The sequence below is a fragment of the Stenotrophomonas sp. pho genome, assembly GCF_006228405.1.
GTDB classification, from domain to species: Bacteria; Pseudomonadota; Gammaproteobacteria; order Xanthomonadales; family Xanthomonadaceae; genus Stenotrophomonas; species Stenotrophomonas sepilia.
This window is the reverse complement of record NZ_CP029759.1, coordinates 3,360,923-3,383,815: the sequence shown is the minus strand read 5'-3', so window position 1 is coordinate 3,383,815 and position 22,893 is coordinate 3,360,923. Positions and strand designations below refer to the sequence as shown.

Genomic DNA, 22,893 nt, shown 5'->3' with positions numbered 1-22,893 from the left:
GGAGGGGGTTTTTTTATGGGCGGCTTCGGTCGCCTGGTTGGGCGATTGCCGGCGGGAATCGTTCCACCAGGAAGTCGAGGAAGCTGCGCAGGCGGGTGGAATGGTAACGATCGTGCGCATAGACCACATGCATCGGCCGACCGGCCTGGCCGTGCCCTGGGAGCAGCTGCACCAGTCGCCCAGCCTCGACATCGGCTGCCAGCAGCAGCGTCGACTGCAGGATGATGCCCAGGCCATGCAGCGCCGCCGAACGCAGCGCTTCGCCATTGTTGATCTGCAGCCGGCCGTCGGGCACGTGGTCGAGCTCGCCAGCGTCGTCCTGCAGCCACTGTGCAAGTGCACTCGGTTCGAACGACAGGCATTGATGGCCGGCAAGTGCATGCACGCTGTCTGGCGTGCCATGCCTGGCCAGATACGCCGGCGAGGCGCACATCATCAGGCGATAAGGGGCCAGGGCTCGCGCCACCAGCACGCTGCTGTCGGCCAGCGTGCCGATCCGCAGCGCCGCTTCGAAGCCCTCTTCGGCGAGGTCGACTACGCGATCGGTCAGCGTCGCTTCGACCCGGACATCCGGATGGCGCGCCATGTACTCGGCCAGTGCCGGTACCAGTGCATGCGTACCGAAGATCACCGGTGCACTGATGCGCAGCGTGCCCGCCGGTGCCAGGTGCTGGTGCTGCGCCTGCGCATCGGTTTCGTCCACCAGGCGCAGGATCTCCCGGCAGCGCGTGTAGTAGTCCTGGCCGAACGGCGTCGTGTGCTGGCGCCGGGTGGTTCGGCTCAACAGCTGCATGCCCAGCCGTGATTCCAATGCACGCAGATGCTTGCCGGCCATCGTCGCGGAGATGTCCATCGCCGCAGCTGCAGCACTGAGGCTGCCCTTGTCCACGATCAGCACGTAGACCTGCATGCTTTCCAGCAGGTTCATCTGACACCCCGGGTGTTGAATGCTGAAACCTGCGCGGAGTTTATCAATCAGGGGTGATCAAACAGCATGTCGTGCAAGGGCTGGATTGGCCGGCCATGCGGACAGGAGAACACCATGGACTTGAATCTTGCAGGCCGCACCGCTTTGGTGACGGGCGCGGCCAGCGGCATCGGTGCCGCCGTCGCCAGGCAGCTGGCGGCCCAGGGCGTGCGCATTGCCATCACGTCACGGCAGCGGGCACCGCTGCAGGCGCTTGCGGCGCGGATCGAAGCCGAAGGCGGCGCGGCACCGGTCATCGTGGCCGGCGATGTCACCGTGGCCGGTGACGTCCGGTACATCGCGCAGGCATCCCGGGAGGCATTGCAACGCGTCGACATCCTGGTCAACGCCGCAGGTGGCTCCCGGCCGACCACCGTCGATGCCGATGATGATGTCTGGGAGGAAGCGATCGCCCTGAACTTTTCCGCCGCGCGGCGGATGACCCAGGCGCTGTTGCCTGGCATGCAGGCGCAGGCATGGGGACGGGTGATCAATTTCAGTGGTTCGATGGAACCGCGTGCGGTGAACGCGGCCACTGCGGCGAAGGCGGCGCTGCATCTGTGGAGCAAGGGGCTGTCGTCGGAGGTGGCCGGGCAGGGCATTACGGTGAATGCGATTGCACCGGGGCGCATCAACAGCGCGCAGATCCTGGAACGCCTGCATCCCACCGAGGAATGCCGACGTGCGTTCATCGCCAGCAACATCCCGATCGGACGCTTCGGTGAACCCGAGGAAGTGGCGCCACTGGTGGCGTTCCTGTCCTCGCCGCTGGCCGGCTACATCACAGGCGCGGTGATTCCGGTGGACGGCGGCATGCACTACTTCGCGCACTAATGCTGCGGAGCTGTAGAGCCGAGCCCATGCTCGGCCACCTTGCGCCAGGATTCCGCTCAGCCGAGCACGGCTCGGCTCGGCCCTACACAACAACAAAAAGGGCGGCCCGCAGGCCGCCCTTCGCACACCCGATCGAGCCCGCCTTATCAGCGCGGCGACGCCACCGCACGATTGCCCGAGGCGCCCTTGCCCTTGCGCTTGTCCTGCTGGGCCGGGCTGGCGCCCTCGGCCATCAGGTTGTCGCTGCCGAAGTCGGTGTCCACGTCCAGCCAGCGCTGCGCCGGCAGGCCGAGCGCGGAGTCGAGCACGGTCGGCAGCAGGCCGCTGGGCAGGCTGCTTTCGCCATTCCACATGATGGCGATGCCCAGATCGCGTTCCGGCACCAGCGCGACCAGGCCGCGATAGCCCTGCACGGCACCGGCATGGAACACCACGTCGTGGCCGGCGTAGTCGAAGGTGCGCCAGCCCAGGGCGTAGCCGGCCGAGTGCAGGCGCTCGCGGCGCCAGCCAGAACGCATCTCGCCGGGGGTGCTGATCAGGCTCGAATGCAGGGTGGCCAGCAGCGGTGCCGGCAGCACGTCGGGGCGGTGGCCGGTGTGGGCGAGCAGCCACTGCGCCATGTCGCTGGCGCTGGCATTGACGCCGGCCGCCGGGGCGACCCGGTAGTAGGTCGGCTTCGGCGTCAGCGAGACCCAGCCGTTGCGGCCGCGCACATGCGGACGCGCCCAGCGCGAGCTGGCCTGGATGCCGGCCAGGCCGAGGCTGGCATCGTTCATGCCCAGCGGCTTGAAGATGCGGCGCTCGACCGACTGCTCGTAGAAGCTGCCGGAGGCCGCGTAGACGACATCGCCGATCAGGCTGAAGGCTACGTTCTGGTAGGCATAGCAGTCGCCCGGCAGGCACTTCAGGCTGGTGTTGGCCAGTTTCTGGGTCAGCGCGTAGTACTCGGCGTTGCCTTCGATGTCGCGGTCGTAGGCGTTGTAGGGCAGGCCGACGCGATGGCTGAGCACGTCGGCCACGGTCAGGCGATCAGTGGCTTCCGGCGAGTTCAGGCGGAAGCCCGGCACATAGTCGGTGACCTTGCTGTCCCAGCGCAGCGTGCCGTCGTTGACCAGCAGGCCGGCCATGGTGCCGGCGAAGGCCTTGGACAGCGAGGCCAGGCGGAACACGGTGTGGGCATCGACCGGCAGCGGGTTGTTGACGTCGGTAACGCCATAGCCGCGCGCGCTGAGGATGCGGCCGCCCTGCACGATCGCCACGGCCATGCCCGGCACGCGTTCGCCATAGGTGAGCTGCTGCGCCATCGATTCGATGTTGGCGACGTTGAAGCCGGGCGCCGGGGCCTGCACGCGCGGCACCAGGCCGGTGCGGTAGGCCGCCGGCTGGGTGTGGGCGACAGTGGGACCCGCAGCGGATTCGATGTTGGTCGGCATCGGCGGCAATGCCGGCGGTGTCTGCGCGGTGGTGGACAAGGCAACGGGCATCAGCATGCCCAGCAAACCGGTGGCCGCCGAACGGATCGGGCGACGCAGGCTGTTCTTTTTCATCGGTTGGACCCGTGCGCGACTGCTGATGGCGATTCTAGCGCCGCTTTTCCCTTGTGCACAAACAAAGCGAAGATGAATGCGCATCTCGTTGAAAAATTTGGAATTTGAGGCGCTGGAAGCATGTATCGGAACGTGTCATCCCGGGCTGATCAGCGGGGCTGATCCGCCCGCAGGAAGGCGCGTCGCGCTGGCGATGTTGCGGTGCATTGGCTAACGTACGCGTTTCATCGCCCCGGAGCCTGCCATGCCGCTGTCCAACCGCCGTCTTCAGGCGAGGGACACCGCGTGAGTGCGGTACGGGGGAAGGGGCCGCTGCAGGGCCTGACGGCGGCACTGCGCGAGTCGCCGGCGCTGTGGTGGTCGTTCCTGTACTTCTTCTGCCTGCTCAGCGGCTACTACGTGCTGCGCCCGGTGCGTGAGGCCATGGCCGCCTCGGCAGACCTGGAAACGGTGTTCCCGCCCGTGCTGATCGCCTGGTTCGCCAACCACGGCGTCGCGTTGAAGGACTTCGTGCTGCAGTTCCTGTTCTCCTGCGTGTTCGTGATCATGCTGGTGCTGCAGCCGGTGTACGGCTGGCTGGTCAGCCGCTTCCCACGACGGGTGTTCCTGCCGGCGGTGTATGGCTTCTTCATCGTGACCCTGCTGGGCTTCTACATGATGTTCGATAGCGGCGTGCCGGGCCGCGGCATGGCCTTCTTCTTCTGGATCACCGTCTTCAACCTGTTCGCGGTGGCGGTGTTCTGGAGCTTCATGGCCGATGTGTTCTCCAATGTGCAGGCCCGGGCCTTCTATGGATACATTGGCGCGGCGGGCACCGTCGGTGCCTTCCTCGGCCCGTTGATCACCAGTGCGCTGGTGCAGCGCGTGGGCATCGCCAACCTCATGCTGGTCTCGGCGGGATTCCTGGTCGTGTGCCTGTTGTGCATCTGGCGGCTGCGGCACTGGGCGGTGCTGCGCGAACGCGAGCAGCAGCTGGTGTCCGGCGAGCAGCCGATGGGCGGCAGCGTGCTGGACGGCCTGAAATTGATCGTGCGCGAGCCGCTGCTGCGCTGGCTGGCGGTGATGGTGGTGTTCGGGGTGGGCGTCGGCACGCTGCTGTACAACCAGCAGGCCAGCATCGTGCGCGCGGCCTTCACCGACCCGGCGGCCAGTACCGCGTTCTTCTCGCGCATCGACCTGGCGGTGAATGCGCTGGCGCTGTTGATGCAGCTGGGCCTGACCCGTTGGTTGCTGTCGCGCCACGGCATCGCGCCGGCACTGCTGATTCCCGGTTTCGCGATCCTGATCGGCTTTTCGGTGCTGGCGGCCTCGCCGATGCCGCTGATGGTCGCGGTGGTGCAGGTGATGACCCGGGCCAGCGAATTCGCACTGGCCAAGCCGGCGCGCGAGACAATCTACACGCGCGTGGACCGGCAGTGGCGCTACAAGGCCGGCGCAGCGATCGACACCGTGGTCTACCGCGGTGCGGACCTGAGCTTTGCCTGGGTGCACAAGGGCCTGTCATTGTTCGGCTCGCACGTAGTGTTCATCGGCGGCATGCTGGTGGCCGCGTGCATGACCGCAGCCGCGTTCGGTGTACTGCGCGAAGAAAAGAAACTGCCGCGCGACCGATGATTTCCCGGGCTCCGAGCCCCATCCCTGTCCAAGGAACCGCCCATGTACTGGATCGCACTCGCCCTGACCTTGCTGGTCGCACTGCTGCACGTCTATTTCCTGGCGCTGGAGATGTTCCTGTGGACCCGCCCGCTGGGTCTGAAGACGTTCCGCAACACGCCGGAGAAGGCGGCGACCACGCGCGTGCTGGCGGCCAACCAGGGCTTGTACAACGGCTTCCTGGCAGCAGGCATCGTGGTGGGGCTGGTGATCGGGCAGCCGGTGCTGGTGACGTTCTCGCTGGCCTGCGTGGTGGTGGCGGGGTGCTATGGGGCGTACAGCGTGAGCCGCCGGATCTTCATGATCCAGGCGGTGCCTGCGATCCTGGCGTTGGTGTTTCGCGCGGTAGCGTAGTTTCCAGCCAACGGCGCAGCCCCTCGTGGAGTGGTCGCGTAAAGCGGGTCATGTGTTGGGTGTGGCGGGTGGGCCGTGCAGGGGACGCTGCAAGTACGTCCATGTAAGCTCGATGGCGCCATCCATGGCGCCAACGCCCCTGCACGGCCCACCCGCCCCACCCCTGACAGTTTCCGTGGGCGGCCAGCCCACGGAGAAGAAAAAGAAGATCAACAGCAACAGCGGATCGCTGCGCTCGTGGGTTCTGCGCGCATGAAAAAAGCGGCCGGTGGGCCGCTTATGCTTTTGCTTTTGCTCTTGCTCTTCTTTTTTCTCTTGCGTGGGTGGACGCCACAGAGATCTGTCAGAGGTCGGAGGGGTGGGGCCGGGCGGGGTATCTGATCTGGCCCCCCGTCAGCGGACGCCAAGAAGCGATACTTTGATCGCACTTGGAGGTCCCTTATGTCCCGTATCACCCGTCGTAGCTATACCGATGAGTTCAAGCACCAAGCCGTGGAGTTGGCCGAGTCGCTCGGGCCTGCCGCAGCAGCCCGTCAGCTGGAGATGTCGGTCAAGACGCTGGCAAATTGGCTTGACGCGGTCCGTGCTGGCCGGTCTCTGACCTCTGAGGCTCGCAGGCCAACCACCGACCTGGAAAGCGAGATCAGCCGCCTTCGGGCCGAGAACGCCAATCTGAAGATGGAGCGGGAAATCCTAAAAAAAGCGGCGGCGTTCTTTGCCAGAGAGTCCAAGTGAGGTACGCCTTCGTCGCCAGTCAAAGGACTCACTACCCGACCAGGTTGTTGTGTCGGGTTCTTGGGGTTTCTGTCTCTGGATTCCATGATTACCTGCGTCGGCAATGTGCCCAAGCGTGCGATGCCGATTCGGCCCTGCGTACCGAGCTTCGGGCCATTCATGTGACCAGCAAGCGCAGTTATGGGCGACGTCGGCTGGTCAGGGCCTTACGAGCCAGGAATCATCCAGTCGGCCACAAGCGCGTGGCACGGTTAATGGCCGAGGAGCGAATCCAGGGCAAGACCAAAGGCCGATTCCGACCCAAGTCCTCCGGCGGCTCATCTCAGCTCGCCCCCAACCTGCTGGATCGGCAATTTGCCCCCGGAACCGGACCGACGGCGTGGGTCGGGGATATCACGTATGTCCCCACCCGCCAGGGATGGCTGCATCTGGCCGTGGTCATCAGCGTCCAGACCCGGCAGGTGCTGGGCTACAGCGTTTCCAAGCGTCTGACTGAAGAGCTGGTGGTGAAAGCATTTGCCAATGCCTGGGCTCTGCATCCACAACGACCCGGCCTGATCTTCCATTCAGATCGTGGTGGGCAGTACTGGGGGAACGAGTTTCGCCAGCTGCTGCAGTCCCATGACGTGGTCCAAAGCATGAGCCGGCCTGGCAATTGCTGGGACAACGCGGTGGCCGAGAGCTTCTTTGCGACGCTCAAGACAGAAGAGGCTGCCGAGCCTTACGCCAGTAGGGAACAAGCCAGCCAGTGCATCGCTGCTTACATCCACGGCTTCTACAATCCAGCCCGGCTACACTCGGCGCTGGGCTACCACTCGCCTAACAACTACGCCCGGCAGCTCCGGGCTGCCGCCTGAAACGGCTTCATGGCGTCCGTTTTCAGGGGGCCAGATCAATCCGCGCCATGGATGGCGCGGCTAAGCCTACACGGACGTACTTGCGGCGTCCCCGCCCGGCCCCACCCCTCCGGCCAGCCTATAAACCGCATTTCGCGACCCACCCACGAGGGGCTGCGCCGTTCGCGGGAACTTACTTCGCCGGCGACATCCACATGTCGATGACCGCGCTGAACACTTCCGTCCCCGCGCGGTCGCGCACGCTGACCGTCACCGGCAGCGCATAGCCCTCGGCCGCGACAACAATAGGCTGTGCCGGCAGCGCCACCGCCTGCAGCGTGCCACGCGCCTTGGCCAGGTACTGCACCTGCATCCCCTTCGGGATCCAGCGCATGCCCTTCGGCAGCGATGCATCGACCATCAACCCGGCGGTCAGTTCGGCCAGGTTGCACATCGCGATCGCGTGCACCGTGCCGATGTGGTTGCGTACTCTGCGGCGGTCGGCCAGCGTGCCTTCGCAGCGGCCGTGTTCCAGGCGGGTGATGCGTGGCGCGATGCTGGCGAAGTAGGGCGCCTTGAAACACACCGCACGTGAGAACAGCCAGGTGCCGGCAGGCCAGCGCTGCAGGCGGTTGTAGAGCGAGAGCAGGGGCGTGGACATGAGGAGGATTCCGGTCGGCGGATAAAGCGACGGCGGGCCAAGGCCCGCCGTCGAGGCAACGCGTGTCGCGGGCGATCAGGCCGCCTGCGAATGCGGGTCCTTGTGCTGGCGGTCGTAGTAGCTGGCCGCGCGCAGTTCGTGGGTGTCGAAGTCGTCCACGGTGATGGTATCCAGCGTCAGCGTACGCAGCTCTTCCAGCAGGCTGCGCTCGTCCTGGGTGATCACGCCTTCGGCCACGGCTTCGTCCAGCTGGCTCTTGAAGTCCAGCGCCTCGATGCCCTTGCTCTTCAGTGCCTTCAGGAACTTGCGCTCCACCGGCTCGGCCATGATCGCCTTGCTCAGGTAACTGTTGATGCGGCCACCCGGGTTGTTCTCGCACGGGGTCAGGAACACGCCATTGGCGAGACGGTCGCGGGCTTCATTCGGCGCCATCAGCAGGGCGGCGACGCGGCGGCTCAGGCGATCACCCGGAGCCTCGGCACGACGGCCCAACGGGAAGATGAGCGCCCACATCAGCCAGCCGATCGGACGGATCGGGAAGTTGCGCAGCGCGGCCGACAGCGACTCTTCGATCTTGTGCACGCTGTCATGGAAGGCCCAGGCCAGCAGCGGCTGGTCGGCCTGCGGTGCACCTTCGTCGTGGTAGCGCTTGAGCATGGCGCTGGTCATGTAGACATGGCTCAGCACGTCGCCCAGGCGGCCGGACAGCGATTCCTTGAACTTCAGCTTGCCGCCCAGGGTCATCATCGAGATGTCGGCCATCAGCGCCAGGTTGGCCGAGTAACGGTCCAGCTTGCGGAAGTAGCGGCGGGTGTAGGCGTCGCCCGGGGCGGCGCCGAAGCGCGCGCCGGTCAGGCCGAACCAGAACGAACGCACGGCATTGGAGATGCCGAAGCGGATGTGGCCGAACAGGCTGCGGTCGAACTCCTGCAGGCCGGCACGGGTATCCGGATCCTGCGCGGCCTTCATTTCCTTCAGCACCCACGGGTGGCAGAGGATCGCACCCTGGCCGAAGATCAGCAGGCTGCGGGTCATGATGTTGGCGCCTTCCACGGTGATCGCGATCGGCGCGGCCTGCCAGCTGCGGCCGGCGAAGTTGCGCGGCCCCAGGATGATGCCCTTGCCGCCGATCACGTCCATCATGTCCGAGATCACTTCACGGCTCATGGTGGTGCAGTGGTACTTGGCGATGGCCGACGGCACCGACGGCACATCGCCACGGTCAACCGCAGCGGCGGTGGCCTGCGACAGCGCACTGATCTTGTACGCCTTGCCGCCGATGCGGGCAAGCGCTTCTTCCACGCCCTCGAAGCGGCCGACCGACAGGCCGAACTGCTTGCGGATGCGCGCATAGGCGCCGGTCACGGCGGCACCGGCCTTGGCACCGCCGCTGGCGGTGGACGGCAGGGTGATCGAGCGGCCCACCGCCAGGCACTCGTTGAGCATGTTCCAGCCCTTGCCGGCCATGGCTGCGCCGCCGATCAGCTGGGTCAGCGGAATGAACACGTCCTTGCCGCGGATCGGACCGTTCTGGAACGTCGAGTTCAGCGGGAAGTGGCGACGGCCGATTTCGACGCCGGCGGTATCACGCGGCAGCAGGCCCAGGGTGATGCCGATGTCGCGGGTATCGCCGATCAGGCCATCCGGGTCGTACATGCGGAAGGCCAGGCCGATCAGCGAAGCGACCGGGGCCAGGGTAATGTAGCGCTTGTCGAAGGTCAGCTTGACCCCGAGCACCTGCTCGCCGTTCCACTCGCCCTTGCAGACGATGCCGTAGTCCGGGATCGAAGTGGCGTCGGAGCCGGCGAACGGACCGGTCAGGCCGAAGCAGGGCACTTCGCGGCCATCGGCCAGGCGCGGCAGGTACTGGTCCTTCTGTTCCTGGGTGCCGTAATGCACCAGCAGTTCACCCGGGCCCAGCGAGTTGGGCACGCCGACGGTGGAGCTGACCACCGAGGACACCGAGGCCAGCTTCTGGATCACCTTGTGGTGGGCCAGCGCGGAGAAGCCCAGGCCGCCGTACTCCTTCGGGATGATCATGCCGAAGAACTTGTTCTTCTTGATGAAGGCCCACAGCTCCGGCGGCAGGTCGGCGTGGACGTGGGTGATTTCCCAGTCGTTGACCATCGTGCACAGCTCTTCCACCGGGCCATCGAGGAAGGCCTGTTCTTCAGCAGTCAGCTGCGGCTTGGGGTAGTTGAGCAGGATGTTCCAGTCCGGATCACCGGTGAACAGTTCGCCCTCGAAACCAACCGAACCGGTTTCCAGCGCGATGCGCTCGGTCTGCGACAGCGGCGGCAGCACCTTGCGGAACACCTTCATCATCGGGCCGGTCAGCAGCGGCTTGCGGATGAACGGCAGCAGCAGCGGCACGGCGATCACCGCCAGCACCGCCGCAGCGACGATGGTGGCGGTCTGGTTGACGTAGGGAATGAACCAGCAGGCGGCCAGCAGGGCCACGCTGATCAGCGTCCAGGTAACCAGCCGCATGCGGTGGTAGGCGACGAAGGCGCCTGCCAGCAGCAAGGCGAGGAAGGGAAGAACGATGCTCATGAGCGTGCTCCGGTGACGTGCTCGTTTGTGGCGGACGAAGCCGCAGCGTCCGCTGCGGGCAACACGTCCAGATAGTCCAACACAGTAGCGGTAAAGGCGTCGTTGTCATCGCCGGCGACCATGTGGGTCGCTTGCGGCAGCTGTACATGGCGCGCATGCGGCGCCAGCGCCAGGAATTCGGCCACGGTCTGCGGCGTGACCAGGTCGCTGCGGCCGCCGCTGACCAGCAGCAGCGGGCACTTCACCTGGCGTGCGGCCTCGGCCAGTGCGTCCTGGTGCTGTTCGCTGTCGCGCGCCAGCTCGGCCACCAGGCGTGGGTCCCAATGCCAGCGCCAGCGCCCGTGGCCGTCCTCGCGCAGCAGCGCACGCAGCGACTGCTCGGATTTGCGCGGCCGGTGCGGCATGTAGGCCGAGATCACGTCGGCGGCCTGGGTCAGCGAGGCGAAGCCGTCGGGATGGGCGGTCATGAAGGCGAGGATGCGCTCGACACCCGCGGTATCCCAGCGCGGGGTGATGTCGACCAGCACCATGGCCGAGAAAAGGCCCGGCCAGCGCGATTCGGCCAGCAGGCCGAACAGGCCACCCATCGAAGCGGCAACCAGTACCGGCGGGCGCGGCTGTTCGCCGGCCAGCACGATCAGGTCGTCGGCGAACTGTTCGCCGTGATAGGGCAGATCGGTGCCATTCCAGTCGGAATCGCCATGGCCGCGGGCGTCGTAGGCCAGCGTCTGCAGGCCGGCCGCGTTCAGTGCGCGGGCAGTGGCGTTCCAGGCATGGCGGGTCTGGCCGAAGCCATGGGCGAACAGGACCCGGCCGCGCCGGCCATGCTCGCTGGCGGTCGCCGCCAGGCGGGCGCCATGGGCGGCGTCCAGGCGCAGGTCATGGAACGCAGCGGGAGTTGGGGACATAACCATACTTGCTAGTATGGAGAGCTTCGAGGGGAAGTCAATACTGCACGGTATGGTGCGTTGCAGAATGCGCGTGGAGGGACCCTTCCGAGGGGCCTGCGACGGTTTCGACCGCAACCGCGTACTGCAACGAACCCCGGCGTATGGTTAAATCACTCCATGAATCAACCTGACGCTTCCGCCGGCGAACCGCGCGCCGGCCGCAACAGCCGCCTGAGTGCCGAAGACTGGGCCCAGGCGGCCCTCGACCTGATTGCTGAACAAGGCGTAGGCGCCGTCGCGGTGGAGCCGCTGGCACGGCGGCTCGGCGTTACCAAGGGCAGTTTCTACTGGCATTTCCCTTCGCGCGACGCATTGCTGCAGGCGGCGCTGGAACGCTGGGAACTGTTCGAACAGGAACAGGTGTTCGGCAGCCTGGAAGACGTACCGGATCCGCGTGTGCGCCTGCGCCAGCTGTTCCAGATGGTGGCGCATGAAGTGCAGCCGCACATCATCTACAGCGAGCTGCTGAAGGCATTGGATCATCCGATGGTGCGGCCGGTGATCGACCGGGTCTCGCAGCGTCGCCTCGACTATCTGGTCGCCTCGTTCCGCCAGGCCGGCCTCAGCTCGACCGATGCGCGTCATCGCGCACGCCTTGCGTACGCCGCTTATGTCGGCTTCCTGCAGTTGTCGCTGCAGCTGCAGCAGCCCAAGCAGGCGCGCGAGGATTTCGAAGCGTACGTCGAGCATCTGATCGAGACGCTGATTCCGAACGGATGAGTGCCCGGAAATGATCTCGAAGGAAGGCCGCAGCGATGCTGCGGCCTTTTTTGTTGTGCGCTGGCCAGCGCCCGTCCATGGCGCACAAAGAACAACGGCCCCTTTCGGGGCCGTTGCTGCATCAGCTGATCAGGTTCCCGATCAGAACTTCTGCTTGTACTGCATGTACATGAAGCGACCGATGTCGTAGCCACCGTAGTAGGAGAACTGCGAGTTCGGTGCCGAGTACATCTGCGGGCCGTAGTGGTCGAACACGTTGCGCGCACCGACGGCGATGGTCGCATTCCACGGTGCGTTCCAGGAGACCTGGACGTCGTGGAACATGGTCGAGCCACGCTTGTTCATCGGCTGGTCACGCACCGGATCCGGCGAACCGAAGTCCGGCAGGCTGCACTCGTCGCTGTAGTAGCAACGCTCCTTGACGCTGGAGAAGTAGCGGGTGCCCCAGGTCACGCCCCAGTCGCCACGCTCCCAGCCCAGCACCAGGTTCGAACGCAGGCGGAAGTTGCTGCCGAAGCCGTTGAGGATCGACACCGGCACCTGCTGCGCGTTGGTGGTCTTCAGTACGTTCTTGGTGACGTAGCTGTTCTGCAGGTTGGCGCTGAAGGTACCCCAGCTGTCGGTCTCGAAGCGGTACGCCACGTCGAAATCGAAGCCTTCGGTTTCCTGGTAACCGGCATTACGCGGTGCGTAGGTCAGGTTGATCACGTTGTGACGGTTCGGATCACGGGTGAACGAGTTGCAGCGCTCGGCGATGCCAAGCACGTAGCAGTCGTTCAGCTGGTCATCCGGGCTGTCGGTGACGATGGTGTTGGTGATCTTGATGTTCCACCAGTCCAGGCTCATGTTCAGGCCCTGGGCGAAGGTCGGGCTCCACACCAGGCCAACGGTCTTGGACTTGGACTTTTCCGGAGTCAGGTTCGGGTTGGAGACGGCGTTGAACGGATCCGGCGTCTGCTCATCCGGACCGCTGGCCGGCACATAACCCTGGCGCAGCTGGCGGAAGGTGCTGGCGGTCGGACCGATGGCCGCGGCACAACGGGCGGCGACGCCCGGCTGATCAGTTGAGCCGAACGAGGTGTCGCACGGATCGGTGAAGTACGCGAAGGTCTGCGAGCTGCCACCGTACAGATTGTCGATGGTCGGCGCACGGAAGCCTTCGGCGTAGGTCGCACGTACCAGCAGCTGGTCGATCGGCTTCCACTTCAGGCCGAACTTGTTGTTGGTGGTGTCGCCGAAGGTGCTGTACTTCGAGTAACGGGTGGCGGCGTTGAAGCTCAGTTCCTTGGCACCCGGCAGGTCGGCCAGGATCGGAACATTCAACTCCAGATAGACTTCGTTGACGTCGTAACCACCACCGGTCGGGCCGGCGGCCAGATCGGTCGAGTAGCCGGTCTGCGACAGCGCGTCCGGATTGTACGAACCCTTGTCTTCGCGGTACTCGTAACCCAGCGCGAAGCCCAGGTCGCCGGCGGGCAGGGTGAACAGGCTGCCGGCGATGTTCGCGTAGTAGGTCTTGGTGGTGACTTCACCGGTGTTCTTGGTGGTCGGGAACAGGAACTGCTGCAGATCCGGGTTGCCGGTCAGGCCACCGTCACCGGTACGGCCGTACGGAATGGCCGGGTTCCACGGCAGGCAGCCGCCGGCGCCCGGGCCATAGATCGGATTGGAACCGTCAACCAGGCCAGCGGCCGTACCGCACTCGACGCGGCCGGTGGCCGGGTTGAAGAACGACGGACCGGTGGCGGCATTGACCGCCAGCACGTTGTAGTTGCCGGTCTGGCTCTGCTGGTTCTCCGAGTTCTGGTAGATGTAGCCGGCTTCCCAGTCGAAGTACTTGTCATTGAACTGGAAGCTGCCCTGCAGGGCGCCGGTGAAGCGGAAGGTGGTCAGCTTGTTGGTCGACAGGCGCGGCACTTCCCAGCCACGGCGCATGAAGCCCATATCCTTGCCGAAGGGGTTGTAGTAGCTGTCGGCATCCCACTTGGCACCCAGGCGCTCATACGACGCGGACTGCAACGGATAGCCTGCGACCTGGGCCTGCGACTCACGACGGGTATACAGCAGGTCGGAGACGAAGCGGATGTTGTCGGTCAGGTCGTACTGGACGTTGGCGAACACCGAGCGACGCTTGGTCGGCGTCAGCAGGTGCATCTGCGTGTTGGAGTTGCTGGTATCACCGGTGATGCCGGCGAAGTCCTGGTCGTGGTACTGGTTGACGTCGCGATAGTCGCCACCGCGGTTCAGCACCAGCCAGTCATCGGTATCCGGATCGATGATGGTGCCCCACTGGCTGACCGGGCTCCAGTTCTGGGCCGGGTGGAAGGTGGTGCGCGGGTAACGGCTGAACCAGCGGTCCTTGGCCCACACTTCCTTTTCTTCGGCGTACTCGGCGCCGATGGTGATCGAGCCACGGTCACCGGTGAAGCCGGCCACGAAGTCGTAGCTGGTCTTCTGGCCGTCGCCTTCGCCGTACTGGCCGACGTAGGCGTTGGCTTCCAGGCCCTGGAAGTTCTTGCGGGTGATGATGTTGATCACGCCGGCGATCGCGTCGGAGCCGTAGATCGACGACGCGCCGTCCTTCAGTACGTCGATGCGCTCGACGATGGCCGACGGAATCTGCGACACGTCCTGCAGGCCGCTGACGCTGGCGCCGAGGCGCTTGCCGTCGACCAGCACCAGGGTGCGCTCGGCACCGAGGTTGCGCAGGTCGATGTAGAAGCCACCGACGGCTTCGCCGGAGGACAGCGGCTCGGAACGGCTGATGGCCGGGCTGCCGGCGGCTGCGATGTTCTGCAGGACGTCGGCAACCGTCTTGAAGCCGCTCTTCTCGATCGAAGCACGGCTGATGCTCAGAACGGGCTGGGCGGTTTCGGTATCGACCTGACGGATGCGCGAACCGGTGACCTCGATGCGGTCGAGGTTGGTGGCTTCCTGGGCGTGGGCCGTCGCGGTGGTGGCACCGGCGACAAGCGCGATCACAACTGCGTCACGCAGCTGGCTGGACTTGAGTTTCATTGGCTCTCTCTCTCCAAGAAATCTTGGCTGGGGTTAATGCCCGGCGGGGGAGCGAAAAAGCGCTCCCAAATCGCGAGGCTGACCCGATAGTAACGGGCGTTCGCCAAGAATTAAAGCTGTGTTAATGAAGTCTGTGATTTTGGTAAAAACGCGATTTTTCCAGCCCAATCAATGGGTTGCTGGCATGGTCGTGCTGATCTGCCTCGTTTGTTAACGCAGGATGATGAAAAAAGTTTCGACTGATATGTATCCCAATATGTCGATACGCTCTGCGGTCGATACCGCTCATGCAAGTGCGAGCCAGGCACGCAGATGCAAAAAAGGCGCCTTTCGGCGCCTTCGGGAATATCGTTGCTGAACCTGATAGGGGGGATCAGAGATCCTGTTCGTAACGCACGTACGGCACGGTGCCGTCGTCGTTGCTTTCGTTGCGCGGGGAGAATGGATTCTTGCCGCGGCTGATCACGTTCTCGGCGCCGACGGTCAGCTGGCCGGACCACGGGGTACGCCAGGTCAGGCCGATGCCCAGGCCTTCCCACTTGCCGGGCTTGCCCGGCACGTCGACCACGCGGCCGATGATGCTGCCGGTGAAGTTGCCGTAACCGGCACCGATGCTCAGGCTCTTGCTGTCCCAGCGATCGACGATGGCCGGCGAAGCGTCGGCCAGCGGTACCAGGCGTGCCTTGGCGTAGGTACCGGCGATGGAGACGAAGCCTTCGCGGCCGATGTTCTTCTGCGCGAACACGGTCAGATCGTTCTGCTCGGCGCGCAGCGAGGGCGTCTTGTTCGGGCCCGCCAACCAGGCGGGCAGGGTTTCACGGCCGGTGCCGGCGGTGATGCCCAGGCGGCTGTTGCCGCGGTTCAGCGCGGCGGTACCACTGAAACGACGGCTGTTCAGATCATCCTCGTCGCCCAGGCTGGCCAGCATGCAATGGCTGGCCAGGCCGCTGATGCTGGTGCCGCTGCCGCTGCTGCTGTTGCAGAGCAGGCCCAGCGAATCGCCGGAGGACAGGCCAAAGGCCGCGTCCAGCGAATTGCGGCCGAAATGCCAGCGGGCGCCGGCTGCCTGTTCGCCGGTCGGCTCCAGGTACAGCAGCGCCTCGACCTTGCCGCTGCCCTTGTTCCATACCGGCAACACGGTGCGGGTGTCCTTGCTCTGCGCATGCACGCCCGTGATCGCGCCAAGGGCGATCAGCAGGGCCAGCGGTAGACGCAGGAAGGTACGCATCGGACCAGTTCAGACAGGGACGGACAACGGAAGTTCCCGTGGGGACGGGAACTCGATCCTAGGGTGTTTATGAATTCTTAACAAGCCTTGATCCTCCCCAGGTACAAGACTGCCGTTTACTGAAGTCGTTCAGGCGCCGCTACAGCCCCCTGGGCGCCGTGGAACAGTATGCCGAACTCCGTCAATGGAAAGTGATACTCACGCCCGCAGAATTCGCAACGCACCTCGACGGCGCCGGTGGCCTCGGCGGCCGCGCGGGCTTCGTCCTCGCCCAATGACTGCAGCATGCCAGCCACCCGCTCGCGCGAGCAGGAGCAGGCGAAGGACAGCGGCTTGTCGCCCAGCAGTTCCGGCCGCTCCTCGTGGAACAGGCGGTGCAGCAGCTGCTCGGCCGGGGTCGCCAGCAGTTCGGCCTTGCCCAGGGTTTCGAACAGGGCGCTGGCGCGGGCCCAGCCATCCTCGTCGCCTTCGTCGCCCGGCAGCTTCTGCAGCAGCAGGCCGGCGGCACCGTTGCGGTCGGCCGCCAGCAGCAGGCGGGTTGGCAGCTGCTCCGACTGGCGGAAGTAGTCCTCGAAGGCCTCGTCCAGTTCCGGCGCAGTCAGCGCGACCAGGCTCTGGTAGCGCTGCGGCTCGCGCGGGTCCAGGCCGGGGTTCTCGATGGTGATGGCGAGGATTGCGTCATCACCGAGGCGGGACAGGTCACGCGGTGCGTCGCCACCCTCGCTGAGCTGGGCGATACCGCGCAGGGTGCCGGCGGCGGTGCATTCGGCGAACAGGGTGCGCAGCGCGGTGCTGCTGCGCAGCTGCACCGACAGGCGCCCGTCGATCTTGGTGTGGCCGGTGAACAGCGCCGAGGCGACGCAGGCCTCGCCAAGCAGTTCGGCAGCGGCGTCCGGGTAGGCGGCATGGGACAGGATTTCCTGCCAGGTGGCCTGCAGGTGCACATGCACGCCACGCACGCCGGCGTCGGGGAGCAGGAAACGGATCAGGGAATCGGGGTTGGCGGTCATCGGCTCACATCGCGCGTAAACGGGGGCGGTTGCCGGATAATGCGCCGACAACCAGACAGAAGAAGGATGCACCAGTAATGGGGGCAGCGGGAGAGCAGCACAAGGTAGAGGCCGTGGTCGCCGCGCCGCGCCGGCGACGCTGGCGCTGGAAGCGGCTGCTGTGGCTGCCGGTGCTGCTGGCCGCCTTCAGCTGTCTGCAGGTGCTGGTGCTGCGGTTCATCGACCCGCCGGTGTCCATGGTGATGCTGTGGCGCTATGGCGAGGCGCTGGGCGAGGCCGACTGGTCCTATCGGCTGCATTACCAGTGGCGCGACCTCGACCAGATGGCACCGAGCCTGCCGATCTCGCTGGTGGCGGCCGAGGACCAGCGCTTCCCCGACCACAACGGCTTCGACCTGCAGGCCATCGAAAAGGCGCGCGACCACAACGCCAGGGGCGGGCGCCTGCGCGGCGCCAGCACGATCAGCCAGCAGGTGGCCAAGAACCTGTTCCTGTGGCAGGGCCGCAGCTGGATCCGCAAGGGCCTGGAAGTCTGGTACACGGTGCTGATCGAGGCGCTGTGGCCAAAGGAGCGGATCCTGGAGATGTACGCCAACATTGCCGAATTCGGTGATGGTGTGTATGGCGCGCAAGCGGCAGCGCAGAAATTCTGGGGCAAGGACGCGGCCCGGCTGAGTCCGGCCGAGAGCGCGCGCCTGGCCGCGGTGTTGCCGGCACCGCGTCGCTACAACGCGGCAAAGCCTGGGCCGTATGTGCAGCGGCGGGCCGCGTGGATCCAACGCCAGGCGCGCCAGCTGGGTGGTGCGTCCTATCTGTCGGAGGACTGAGCCCGGCGCTGCAATTGGCAGGCGACGGGCCGGGCGCCTGCCGGCAACGTACAATCCGGCCATGACCCGCGAACGGCTTACCTTCGTCATCGCCGCCTACAACGAGGCCCTGGCACTGCCGCTGCTGCATCCACGGCTGTGCGCGGTGCTCGACGGCATGCCCGACATCGACGGTCACATCCTCTATGTGGACGACGGCAGCCATGACCGCACCTGGGAAGTGATCGCCGGGCTGGCCCAGGCCGATGCACGCGTATCGGCGCTGAAGCTGTCGCGCAACTTCGGCAAGGAAGCGGCGCTGACCGCCGGCCTGGATCTGGTGCACGAGGGTGCGGCGATGATCCTCGATGCCGACGGCCAGGACCCGCCGGAGCTGGTGCCGGAGTTCGTCGCGCGCTGGCGCGAAGGTCATGACAACGTCTACGGCACGCGCATGGCCCGCGATGGCGAGGCCTGGATCAAGCGCGCCACGGCAGCGATGTTCTATCGGGTGATGGGCCGCCTCTCGCGGACACCGATTCCGGCCGATACCGGGGACTTCCGCCTGCTGTCACCGCGCGCGCTGAACGCCCTGCGCGGGATGCGCGAGCGCCACCGTTTCATGAAGGGGCTTTTCAGCTGGGTGGGATTCAAGCGGATCGCCGTGCCCTACCACCGCCACGCGCGCGTGGCCGGCACCAGCAAGTTCAGCCTGTGGCGGCTGTGGAATTTCGCCCTCGAAGGCATTACCGGGTTCTCGACCGTGCCGTTGCGGGCGGCGACCTACCTCGGGCTGGCAACCGCGGCCGTCGCTTTCCTGTTCGGCCTGTGGGTGATCGTGAAGGCGGCGCTGTATGGCGACCGGGTGGCGGGTTGGCCGACGATGATGGCGGTGATCCTGTTCCTGGGCGGCGTGCAGCTGATCGCGCTTGGCCTGATCGGCGAGTACCTGGGGCGGCTGTACGAGGAGTCCAAGCAGCGGCCGTTGTACCTGGTTGACGCCTGGCTAGCATCGTCCGTGGCAGACTCGGTCCCGCAACCCACCCTGGGAGGGCAGGCAGATGACCACGGTACGGCAACTGTTGGACGGCAAGTCTCCTGAAGTACATGCGGTCGCGCCGGATGCGGCGGTGATCGATGCGATCCGGTTGATGGCGGAAAAGGGCATCGGTGCGGTGCTGGTGATGGACGGCCCGCGGCTGGTGGGAATCCTGTCCGAGCGTGATTACGCGCGCAAGATCGTGTTGCGTGATCGCTCTTCGCGCGATACGGCGGTGGCAGAGATCATGACGTCGCAGGTGGTGACGGTGTCGCCGGGCGAGCAGGTGGAGCATTGCCTGCAGTTGGTGACCGATTATCGCATCCGCCATCTGCCGGTCGTGGAGGGCGCGCAGGTGCTGGGGGTGATCTCCATCGGCGACCTGGTGAAGTCGGTGATCGATGCGCAGCGGCGGGAGCTGGATCAACTGCAGCAGTACATCGTCGCCGGGTGAGGGTGTCGCTGGCGGGCCTGCGGCCCGCCGGCCCGCTTTTCGAAGCTGAAAGCCACAGCCAAAGCCAAAGCAGCGCCTTCCTGACACGTTGGGAGACGGAGGGTGCGGCTGGGCAGGACACGCCATAGACCCATCCATGGGGGCTCGATGGAAATCTGTCAGCGTAGGTGTCGAGAGCCGGCGTGGGCCGCCGTACGAGCCTGGATCTCGACGATCCGTAGCCAGGATCGCGACGATCGCCCTGTAGCTTGGCGCCCACGCCGGAATCTCCCTTGATCCGCCCGAACAGTTGCTGGAGCGACCACTCGAAGCGATAAGACTGGGCAAGCGGGGGAGCTCTCGACCCTACCAGACTATACGGAGTCAGGTGATGAACGGGATCGGGATTGATGTCAGCAAGCGTCAGCTGGATATCGGTACGACGGACGGACAAACTCTGCAGGTCAGCAACAACCGGTCCGGGTTTTCTGAACTGGATGTTTGGCTGAAGAAGCGTCCGACCAGCCAGATCGTGCTTGAAGCCACAGGTGGCTATGAGCAGCCGGTGCTGGATTTCCTGCACAAGGCCGGTCATCCGGTGGCCCGTGCCAATGCCTTGCGCGCCCGGAAACTGGCTCAGGGGTTGGGTCAGATTGCCAAAACCGACCGTTTGGATGCCCATGCGTTGGCGCAGATGGCCTCCCTGGTGAAGCTGCCTCCCTATCAGCCGCTGCAGTCTTGGCAGCAGAAGATGCGGGAGTTCGTTCGGGCACGTCGGCAGGCGATGGACGCCCTGACCATCGCGCGGCAGCAGCAGGAAATGGTGCTTGATCGTGAACTGCGCCGACTACTGCAAGGCAACATCACCCGCCTCCAAACGATGGTTGAGCGTCTGGGCAAGCAGATCGCCGAGCAGGTTGGTCAGCAGCCTCAACTGAAGACGCTGAAGTCGATGAAGGGCGTAGGGCCTGCGCTGCAGGCAGTTCTAGCCAGCTATCTGCCAGAGCTTGGCAGGATCACTGGCAAGCGCATCGCCAGCTTGGTCGGGGTAGCCCCGATGTCCCAAGACAGCGGCACGATGAGAGGAAAACGAAGCATCCATGGTGGAAGAGCCGAAATCCGGCAAGTGCTCTACATGGCGGCAATGTCGGCCATGCGGCATGAACCTCGGTTGCGCGATTTTTACCAGTCGCTACGAGCCCGTGGCAAGGAAGGCAAGGTGGCCATCGTGGCAGTGATGCGGAAGATGCTGGTGATTCTCAACGCCCGCGTGCGCGACGCTCAAGGCGGATCGATCCCCGCCTGAAGCCAGCCTGCGCGTGTCCCAAAAGGCTGCCGGCCAGCGGCCGGCACTACCGTGCCCGTCTCATGGAGGGGCCAGGCCCCTCCGTCAACACAGTTGCTACAGGGACGTACTTGCGGCGTGTCCTGCCTGCGTCACCCGTCCCCCTCAAGCCACCATCAATGCAGGCGCCGCGAACAACGCTGTAACCCTACTTCGCATACTGCCCGCCGCAGTCGGCGTCCTTGCCCGGCCCCAGCTCGATCGTCGCCAGCAAGGCCGCCGGCGGGGCGATGCTGCCCAGCGCCAGGGCCACCGCACCGCGGATGCCCAGCGCCTTGAAGTCCGGGCGGAACGACGGGTCCTTGAACGTGCCGGCAATGTGCAGCGGCGAGCGCAGTACCAGGATGCTCTTGTCCTTCGGGCGCGGCTTCAACAGCAGGTCCAGGGTTTCGTCGCGCAGGCTGACGGTGCCTTCGCCGATGAGGATCGTGTCGGTGGTGTCCACCGCCAGCGCCTGGCTGGTCATCAGGCCGTCGCGCACACCGAAGTCGGCGAAGGCGCAGCGCAGGGGAATCTGCTTGTCGCCGGTCACCAGGAATTTCAGCGATTCGGTGATATCCAGGCCGGCCAGCTCCATCACCAGGTTGCCGACATGGCCACGGCCCATCGCCAGGCCGACCTTGCCGCTGCTGCTGCCGAGCATCGCGGCGATCGAATTGCCGCGGCCACTCAGGTCCACCTCACCGCCGATGCCGCCCTTGGCCTGTTCGGCCAGCTTGGCATCGGGGAACAGCTGGCCCAGCTGAACGCCGCGCACGCTCGCCTTCAGCGCAGTGCTGATCTGCGGCTGGCGTGCGTCCATGCGGATGGTGCTGCGGATATCGCCGCCGGCGACGCCGAAGTTCAGTGGTGCCAGCCGCAGCACCCCGTCATCCAGCAGCAGATGGGCATCCATGTCGTCCAATGGCAATGACGGTGCGTTGATGCGGTGGGCCTTCCAGCGCACATCGGCATCCATCGCACGCAGCTTGCCGAGGTTGTAGGGCGTGTCCGGAAGCACGCGCGCGCGCGCGGCCACCCGTGCGGCCTCGGCCTTCTGCTCCGCATTGGCGGTTTCGCCGCCGCCGGTCTTCGGCGGCGCGCCGACGAAGCCGGCCAGGTCATCGAAGTCCAGGCGCTTGGATTCCAGCGTCGCGGTCAGCCGCGGACGGTCGCGGCCCACCTCGAACTGAAGACTGCCACCGAGGTCGCTGTCGCCCACCTTGCCGGTGAAACCGTCGTAACTCCAGACGTCGTGGTCGCGTTTCAGGCGACCGTTCAGCGCGTAGGGCGGGGACGGCGGAATGGCGATGCCGAGCAATGGGTAGAGATCGGCCAGGTCCTGGCCACTGAGTGCGAACTGCAGGTCGAACACGCGCAGCTGGAACGGATTGGTCAGCGTGCCGCTGGCCACCGCGTGGGTGGCGCCGGCGCGTCCGTCGAGGTGGATGCGGAACGGGTGGTCGCTGTTGGTCAGTTCCAGCGGTGATTCGGTTCCGCCCTGCAGGGTGAACGGGTTTCCCTGCCAGTGGCCCTTGCCCTGCACCAGCAGCGGCGGCGAGGCATCGGCCTGCTTCGGCTGGCCGCTGCGCACGCCCACGCGGATATCAGTACGGCCCGGTGCGTCGAGGAACTGCAGCCGGCCGTCGTCGATGCGCAGGCGCTTGAGCTGCGGGCTGGTGCCGCCAGCGCTGTCACCGAGGAAGTCCCAGTTGCCCGGTTCGCCCTTGCGAGGGGCGGTTTCCAGCAGCACGTCCGGTCGGGTCAGGCGCACTTCCGGCAGCTGCACGCTGCCGCGCAGCAGGGGCCACACGCGCACATCGATCTCGACGCGGTCGGCCGTGGCCATGTTCGGCTGCCTGGCCCAACCGGCATTGGCGAAGGTGATCGCATCGGCACGGATGGTGCTGGTCCGGCCGAGGTCGACATCCAGATGGCCGATGTGCAGTGCGCGGCCGGTACGGGCCTGCACGGCGTGCTCAACCGGGCCCTTGAACCAGTTCCAGTCCCACAGTGCGATCAGTACCAGGATCGCCGCGAGCAGGAAGATCAGCAGCGTCAGCCAGCGCCGGCCTCGCGGGCCGGGGCGGCGCAGGCGCCAGCGGTTCGTGCGCTTTGTGGCAGGGGAGGCGGCGGCATTCACGCTGCCATGGTTGCCCCCTCATCGTGGACGGGGCGCGAAGCGTCCATGTGCGCGGCGTGCACGCGCCACGCACGGGCCGGTG

Annotated in this window: 19 protein-coding genes; 10 read left to right on the top strand and 9 right to left on the bottom strand. The window is 65.7% G+C overall.

What is annotated here, in order from left to right; translation table 11 throughout:
- Positions 1–13 precede the first annotated feature (13 nt).
- On the bottom strand, positions 14–928 hold the full coding sequence (locus DL544_RS15880) for a LysR family transcriptional regulator (protein ID WP_005418424.1): 915 nt from the start codon (positions 926–928) through the stop codon (positions 14–16).
- Between the two features lie 114 nt (positions 929–1,042).
- Here DL544_RS15880 and DL544_RS15875 point away from each other — a divergent pair, with 114 nt between their 5' ends.
- Positions 1,043–1,801, top strand: coding sequence for an SDR family NAD(P)-dependent oxidoreductase (locus DL544_RS15875; protein WP_139727519.1), 759 nt, complete (start codon positions 1,043–1,045; stop codon positions 1,799–1,801).
- A gap of 146 nt (positions 1,802–1,947) precedes the next feature.
- Here DL544_RS15875 and DL544_RS15870 read toward each other — a convergent pair whose 3' ends face one another.
- Positions 1,948–3,348, bottom strand: a complete 1,401-nt coding sequence (locus tag DL544_RS15870) for a serine hydrolase domain-containing protein (protein WP_065185425.1) — start codon at positions 3,346–3,348, stop codon at positions 1,948–1,950.
- 285 nt (positions 3,349–3,633) lie between these two features.
- On the opposite strand from DL544_RS15870, the gene DL544_RS15865 reads away from it, so the two are divergent.
- From DL544_RS15865 to DL544_RS15850, 4 genes are all read left to right on the top strand, one after another.
- Positions 3,634–4,962: an NTP/NDP exchange transporter gene (locus tag DL544_RS15865; RefSeq protein ID WP_005418421.1), complete on the top strand. Its 1,329-nt coding sequence runs from the start codon at positions 3,634–3,636 to the stop codon at positions 4,960–4,962.
- A 42-nt stretch (positions 4,963–5,004) separates the two neighbouring features.
- Positions 5,005–5,355: a DUF1304 domain-containing protein gene (locus DL544_RS15860; RefSeq protein ID WP_005418419.1), complete on the top strand. Its 351-nt coding sequence runs from the start codon at positions 5,005–5,007 to the stop codon at positions 5,353–5,355.
- Between the two features lie 441 nt (positions 5,356–5,796).
- Positions 5,797–6,090 (top strand): transposase, encoded by a 294-nt coding sequence (locus tag DL544_RS15855; protein ID WP_032954795.1) that lies wholly within the window; start codon positions 5,797–5,799, stop codon positions 6,088–6,090.
- The gene (locus DL544_RS15850) at positions 6,087–6,947 is read left to right on the top strand and encodes an IS3 family transposase (protein ID WP_065185370.1); all 861 of its coding nucleotides are present in this window, start codon (positions 6,087–6,089) and stop codon (positions 6,945–6,947) included. Before DL544_RS15855 ends, DL544_RS15850 begins: the two co-directional genes overlap by 4 nt.
- Before the next feature lie 172 nt (positions 6,948–7,119).
- Here the strand turns inward: DL544_RS15850 and DL544_RS15845 are convergent, their stop codons facing one another.
- From DL544_RS15845 to DL544_RS15835, 3 genes are all read right to left on the bottom strand, one after another.
- A complete protein-coding gene (locus tag DL544_RS15845) occupies positions 7,120–7,587 on the bottom strand; it encodes a hotdog fold domain-containing protein (RefSeq protein ID WP_139727517.1) in 468 nt (155 codons plus the stop codon).
- A 75-nt stretch (positions 7,588–7,662) separates the two neighbouring features.
- Positions 7,663–10,140 (bottom strand): acyl-CoA dehydrogenase, encoded by a 2,478-nt coding sequence (locus tag DL544_RS15840; protein WP_065185428.1) that lies wholly within the window; start codon positions 10,138–10,140, stop codon positions 7,663–7,665.
- Positions 10,137–11,054 (bottom strand): alpha/beta fold hydrolase, encoded by a 918-nt coding sequence (locus DL544_RS15835; RefSeq protein ID WP_053501026.1) that lies wholly within the window; start codon positions 11,052–11,054, stop codon positions 10,137–10,139. Before DL544_RS15835 ends, DL544_RS15840 begins: the two co-directional genes overlap by 4 nt.
- A 153-nt stretch (positions 11,055–11,207) precedes the next feature.
- Between DL544_RS15835 and DL544_RS15830 the strand changes: the two genes are divergently transcribed.
- Positions 11,208–11,810 (top strand): TetR/AcrR family transcriptional regulator, encoded by a 603-nt coding sequence (locus DL544_RS15830; RefSeq protein ID WP_005418411.1) that lies wholly within the window; start codon positions 11,208–11,210, stop codon positions 11,808–11,810.
- 141 nt (positions 11,811–11,951) lie between these two features.
- On the opposite strand, the gene DL544_RS15825 is transcribed toward DL544_RS15830, so the two are convergent.
- The 3 genes from DL544_RS15825 to hslO form a co-directional block, all read right to left on the bottom strand.
- Positions 11,952–14,828, bottom strand: a complete 2,877-nt coding sequence (locus DL544_RS15825; protein WP_065185429.1) for a TonB-dependent receptor domain-containing protein — start codon at positions 14,826–14,828, stop codon at positions 11,952–11,954.
- Between the two features lie 373 nt (positions 14,829–15,201).
- Positions 15,202–16,056 carry an XOO1806 family protein gene (locus DL544_RS15820; RefSeq protein ID WP_139727515.1) on the bottom strand — a complete coding sequence of 285 codons (855 nt, stop codon included), beginning with the start codon at positions 16,054–16,056 and terminating at the stop codon, positions 15,202–15,204.
- A gap of 116 nt (positions 16,057–16,172) precedes the next feature.
- A complete protein-coding gene (gene hslO / locus DL544_RS15815; RefSeq protein WP_049412229.1) occupies positions 16,173–17,066 on the bottom strand; it encodes an Hsp33 family molecular chaperone HslO in 894 nt (297 codons plus the stop codon).
- Between the two features lie 77 nt (positions 17,067–17,143).
- Between hslO and mtgA the strand changes: the two genes are divergently transcribed.
- The 4 genes from mtgA (at position 17,144) to DL544_RS15795 (ending at position 20,650) form a co-directional block, all read left to right on the top strand.
- Positions 17,144–17,893: a monofunctional biosynthetic peptidoglycan transglycosylase gene (gene mtgA, locus DL544_RS15810; RefSeq protein WP_005418407.1), complete on the top strand. Its 750-nt coding sequence runs from the start codon at positions 17,144–17,146 to the stop codon at positions 17,891–17,893.
- A gap of 61 nt (positions 17,894–17,954) precedes the next feature.
- Positions 17,955–18,974 carry a glycosyltransferase family 2 protein gene (locus DL544_RS15805; protein ID WP_065178200.1) on the top strand — a complete coding sequence of 340 codons (1,020 nt, stop codon included), beginning with the start codon at positions 17,955–17,957 and terminating at the stop codon, positions 18,972–18,974.
- The gene (locus DL544_RS15800; RefSeq protein WP_005418405.1) at positions 18,934–19,365 is read left to right on the top strand and encodes a CBS domain-containing protein; all 432 of its coding nucleotides are present in this window, start codon (positions 18,934–18,936) and stop codon (positions 19,363–19,365) included. Before DL544_RS15805 ends, DL544_RS15800 begins: the two co-directional genes overlap by 41 nt.
- A 370-nt stretch (positions 19,366–19,735) precedes the next feature.
- Positions 19,736–20,650: an IS110 family RNA-guided transposase gene (locus DL544_RS15795; RefSeq protein ID WP_065185430.1), complete on the top strand. Its 915-nt coding sequence runs from the start codon at positions 19,736–19,738 to the stop codon at positions 20,648–20,650.
- A gap of 187 nt (positions 20,651–20,837) precedes the next feature.
- On the opposite strand, the gene DL544_RS15790 is transcribed toward DL544_RS15795, so the two are convergent.
- On the bottom strand, positions 20,838–22,811 hold the full coding sequence (locus tag DL544_RS15790; RefSeq protein WP_065185431.1) for an AsmA family protein: 1,974 nt from the start codon (positions 22,809–22,811) through the stop codon (positions 20,838–20,840).
- Positions 22,812–22,893 lie beyond the last annotated feature (82 nt).

Coding starts and splice junctions, on each gene's coding strand:
- DL544_RS15835 (WP_053501026.1), bottom strand. CDS start 11,054: ATGGTTATGTCCCCAACTCCCGCTGCGTTCCATGACCTGCGCCTGGAC.
- DL544_RS15855 (WP_032954795.1), top strand. CDS start 5,797: ATGTCCCGTATCACCCGTCGTAGCTATACCGATGAGTTCAAGCACCAA.
- DL544_RS15870 (WP_065185425.1), bottom strand. CDS start 3,348: ATGAAAAAGAACAGCCTGCGTCGCCCGATCCGTTCGGCGGCCACCGGT.
- DL544_RS15795 (WP_065185430.1), top strand. CDS start 19,736: ATGAACGGGATCGGGATTGATGTCAGCAAGCGTCAGCTGGATATCGGT.
- DL544_RS15880 (WP_005418424.1), bottom strand. CDS start 928: ATGAACCTGCTGGAAAGCATGCAGGTCTACGTGCTGATCGTGGACAAG.
- DL544_RS15860 (WP_005418419.1), top strand. CDS start 5,005: ATGTACTGGATCGCACTCGCCCTGACCTTGCTGGTCGCACTGCTGCAC.
- DL544_RS15830 (WP_005418411.1), top strand. CDS start 11,208: ATGAATCAACCTGACGCTTCCGCCGGCGAACCGCGCGCCGGCCGCAAC.
- DL544_RS15840 (WP_065185428.1), bottom strand. CDS start 10,140: ATGAGCATCGTTCTTCCCTTCCTCGCCTTGCTGCTGGCAGGCGCCTTC.
- DL544_RS15820 (WP_139727515.1), bottom strand. CDS start 16,056: ATGCGTACCTTCCTGCGTCTACCGCTGGCCCTGCTGATCGCCCTTGGC.
- DL544_RS15875 (WP_139727519.1), top strand. CDS start 1,043: ATGGACTTGAATCTTGCAGGCCGCACCGCTTTGGTGACGGGCGCGGCC.
- mtgA (WP_005418407.1), top strand. CDS start 17,144: ATGGGGGCAGCGGGAGAGCAGCACAAGGTAGAGGCCGTGGTCGCCGCG.
- DL544_RS15825 (WP_065185429.1), bottom strand. CDS start 14,828: ATGAAACTCAAGTCCAGCCAGCTGCGTGACGCAGTTGTGATCGCGCTT.
- DL544_RS15805 (WP_065178200.1), top strand. CDS start 17,955: ATGACCCGCGAACGGCTTACCTTCGTCATCGCCGCCTACAACGAGGCC.
- DL544_RS15800 (WP_005418405.1), top strand. CDS start 18,934: ATGACCACGGTACGGCAACTGTTGGACGGCAAGTCTCCTGAAGTACAT.
- hslO (WP_049412229.1), bottom strand. CDS start 17,066: ATGACCGCCAACCCCGATTCCCTGATCCGTTTCCTGCTCCCCGACGCC.
- DL544_RS15845 (WP_139727517.1), bottom strand. CDS start 7,587: ATGTCCACGCCCCTGCTCTCGCTCTACAACCGCCTGCAGCGCTGGCCT.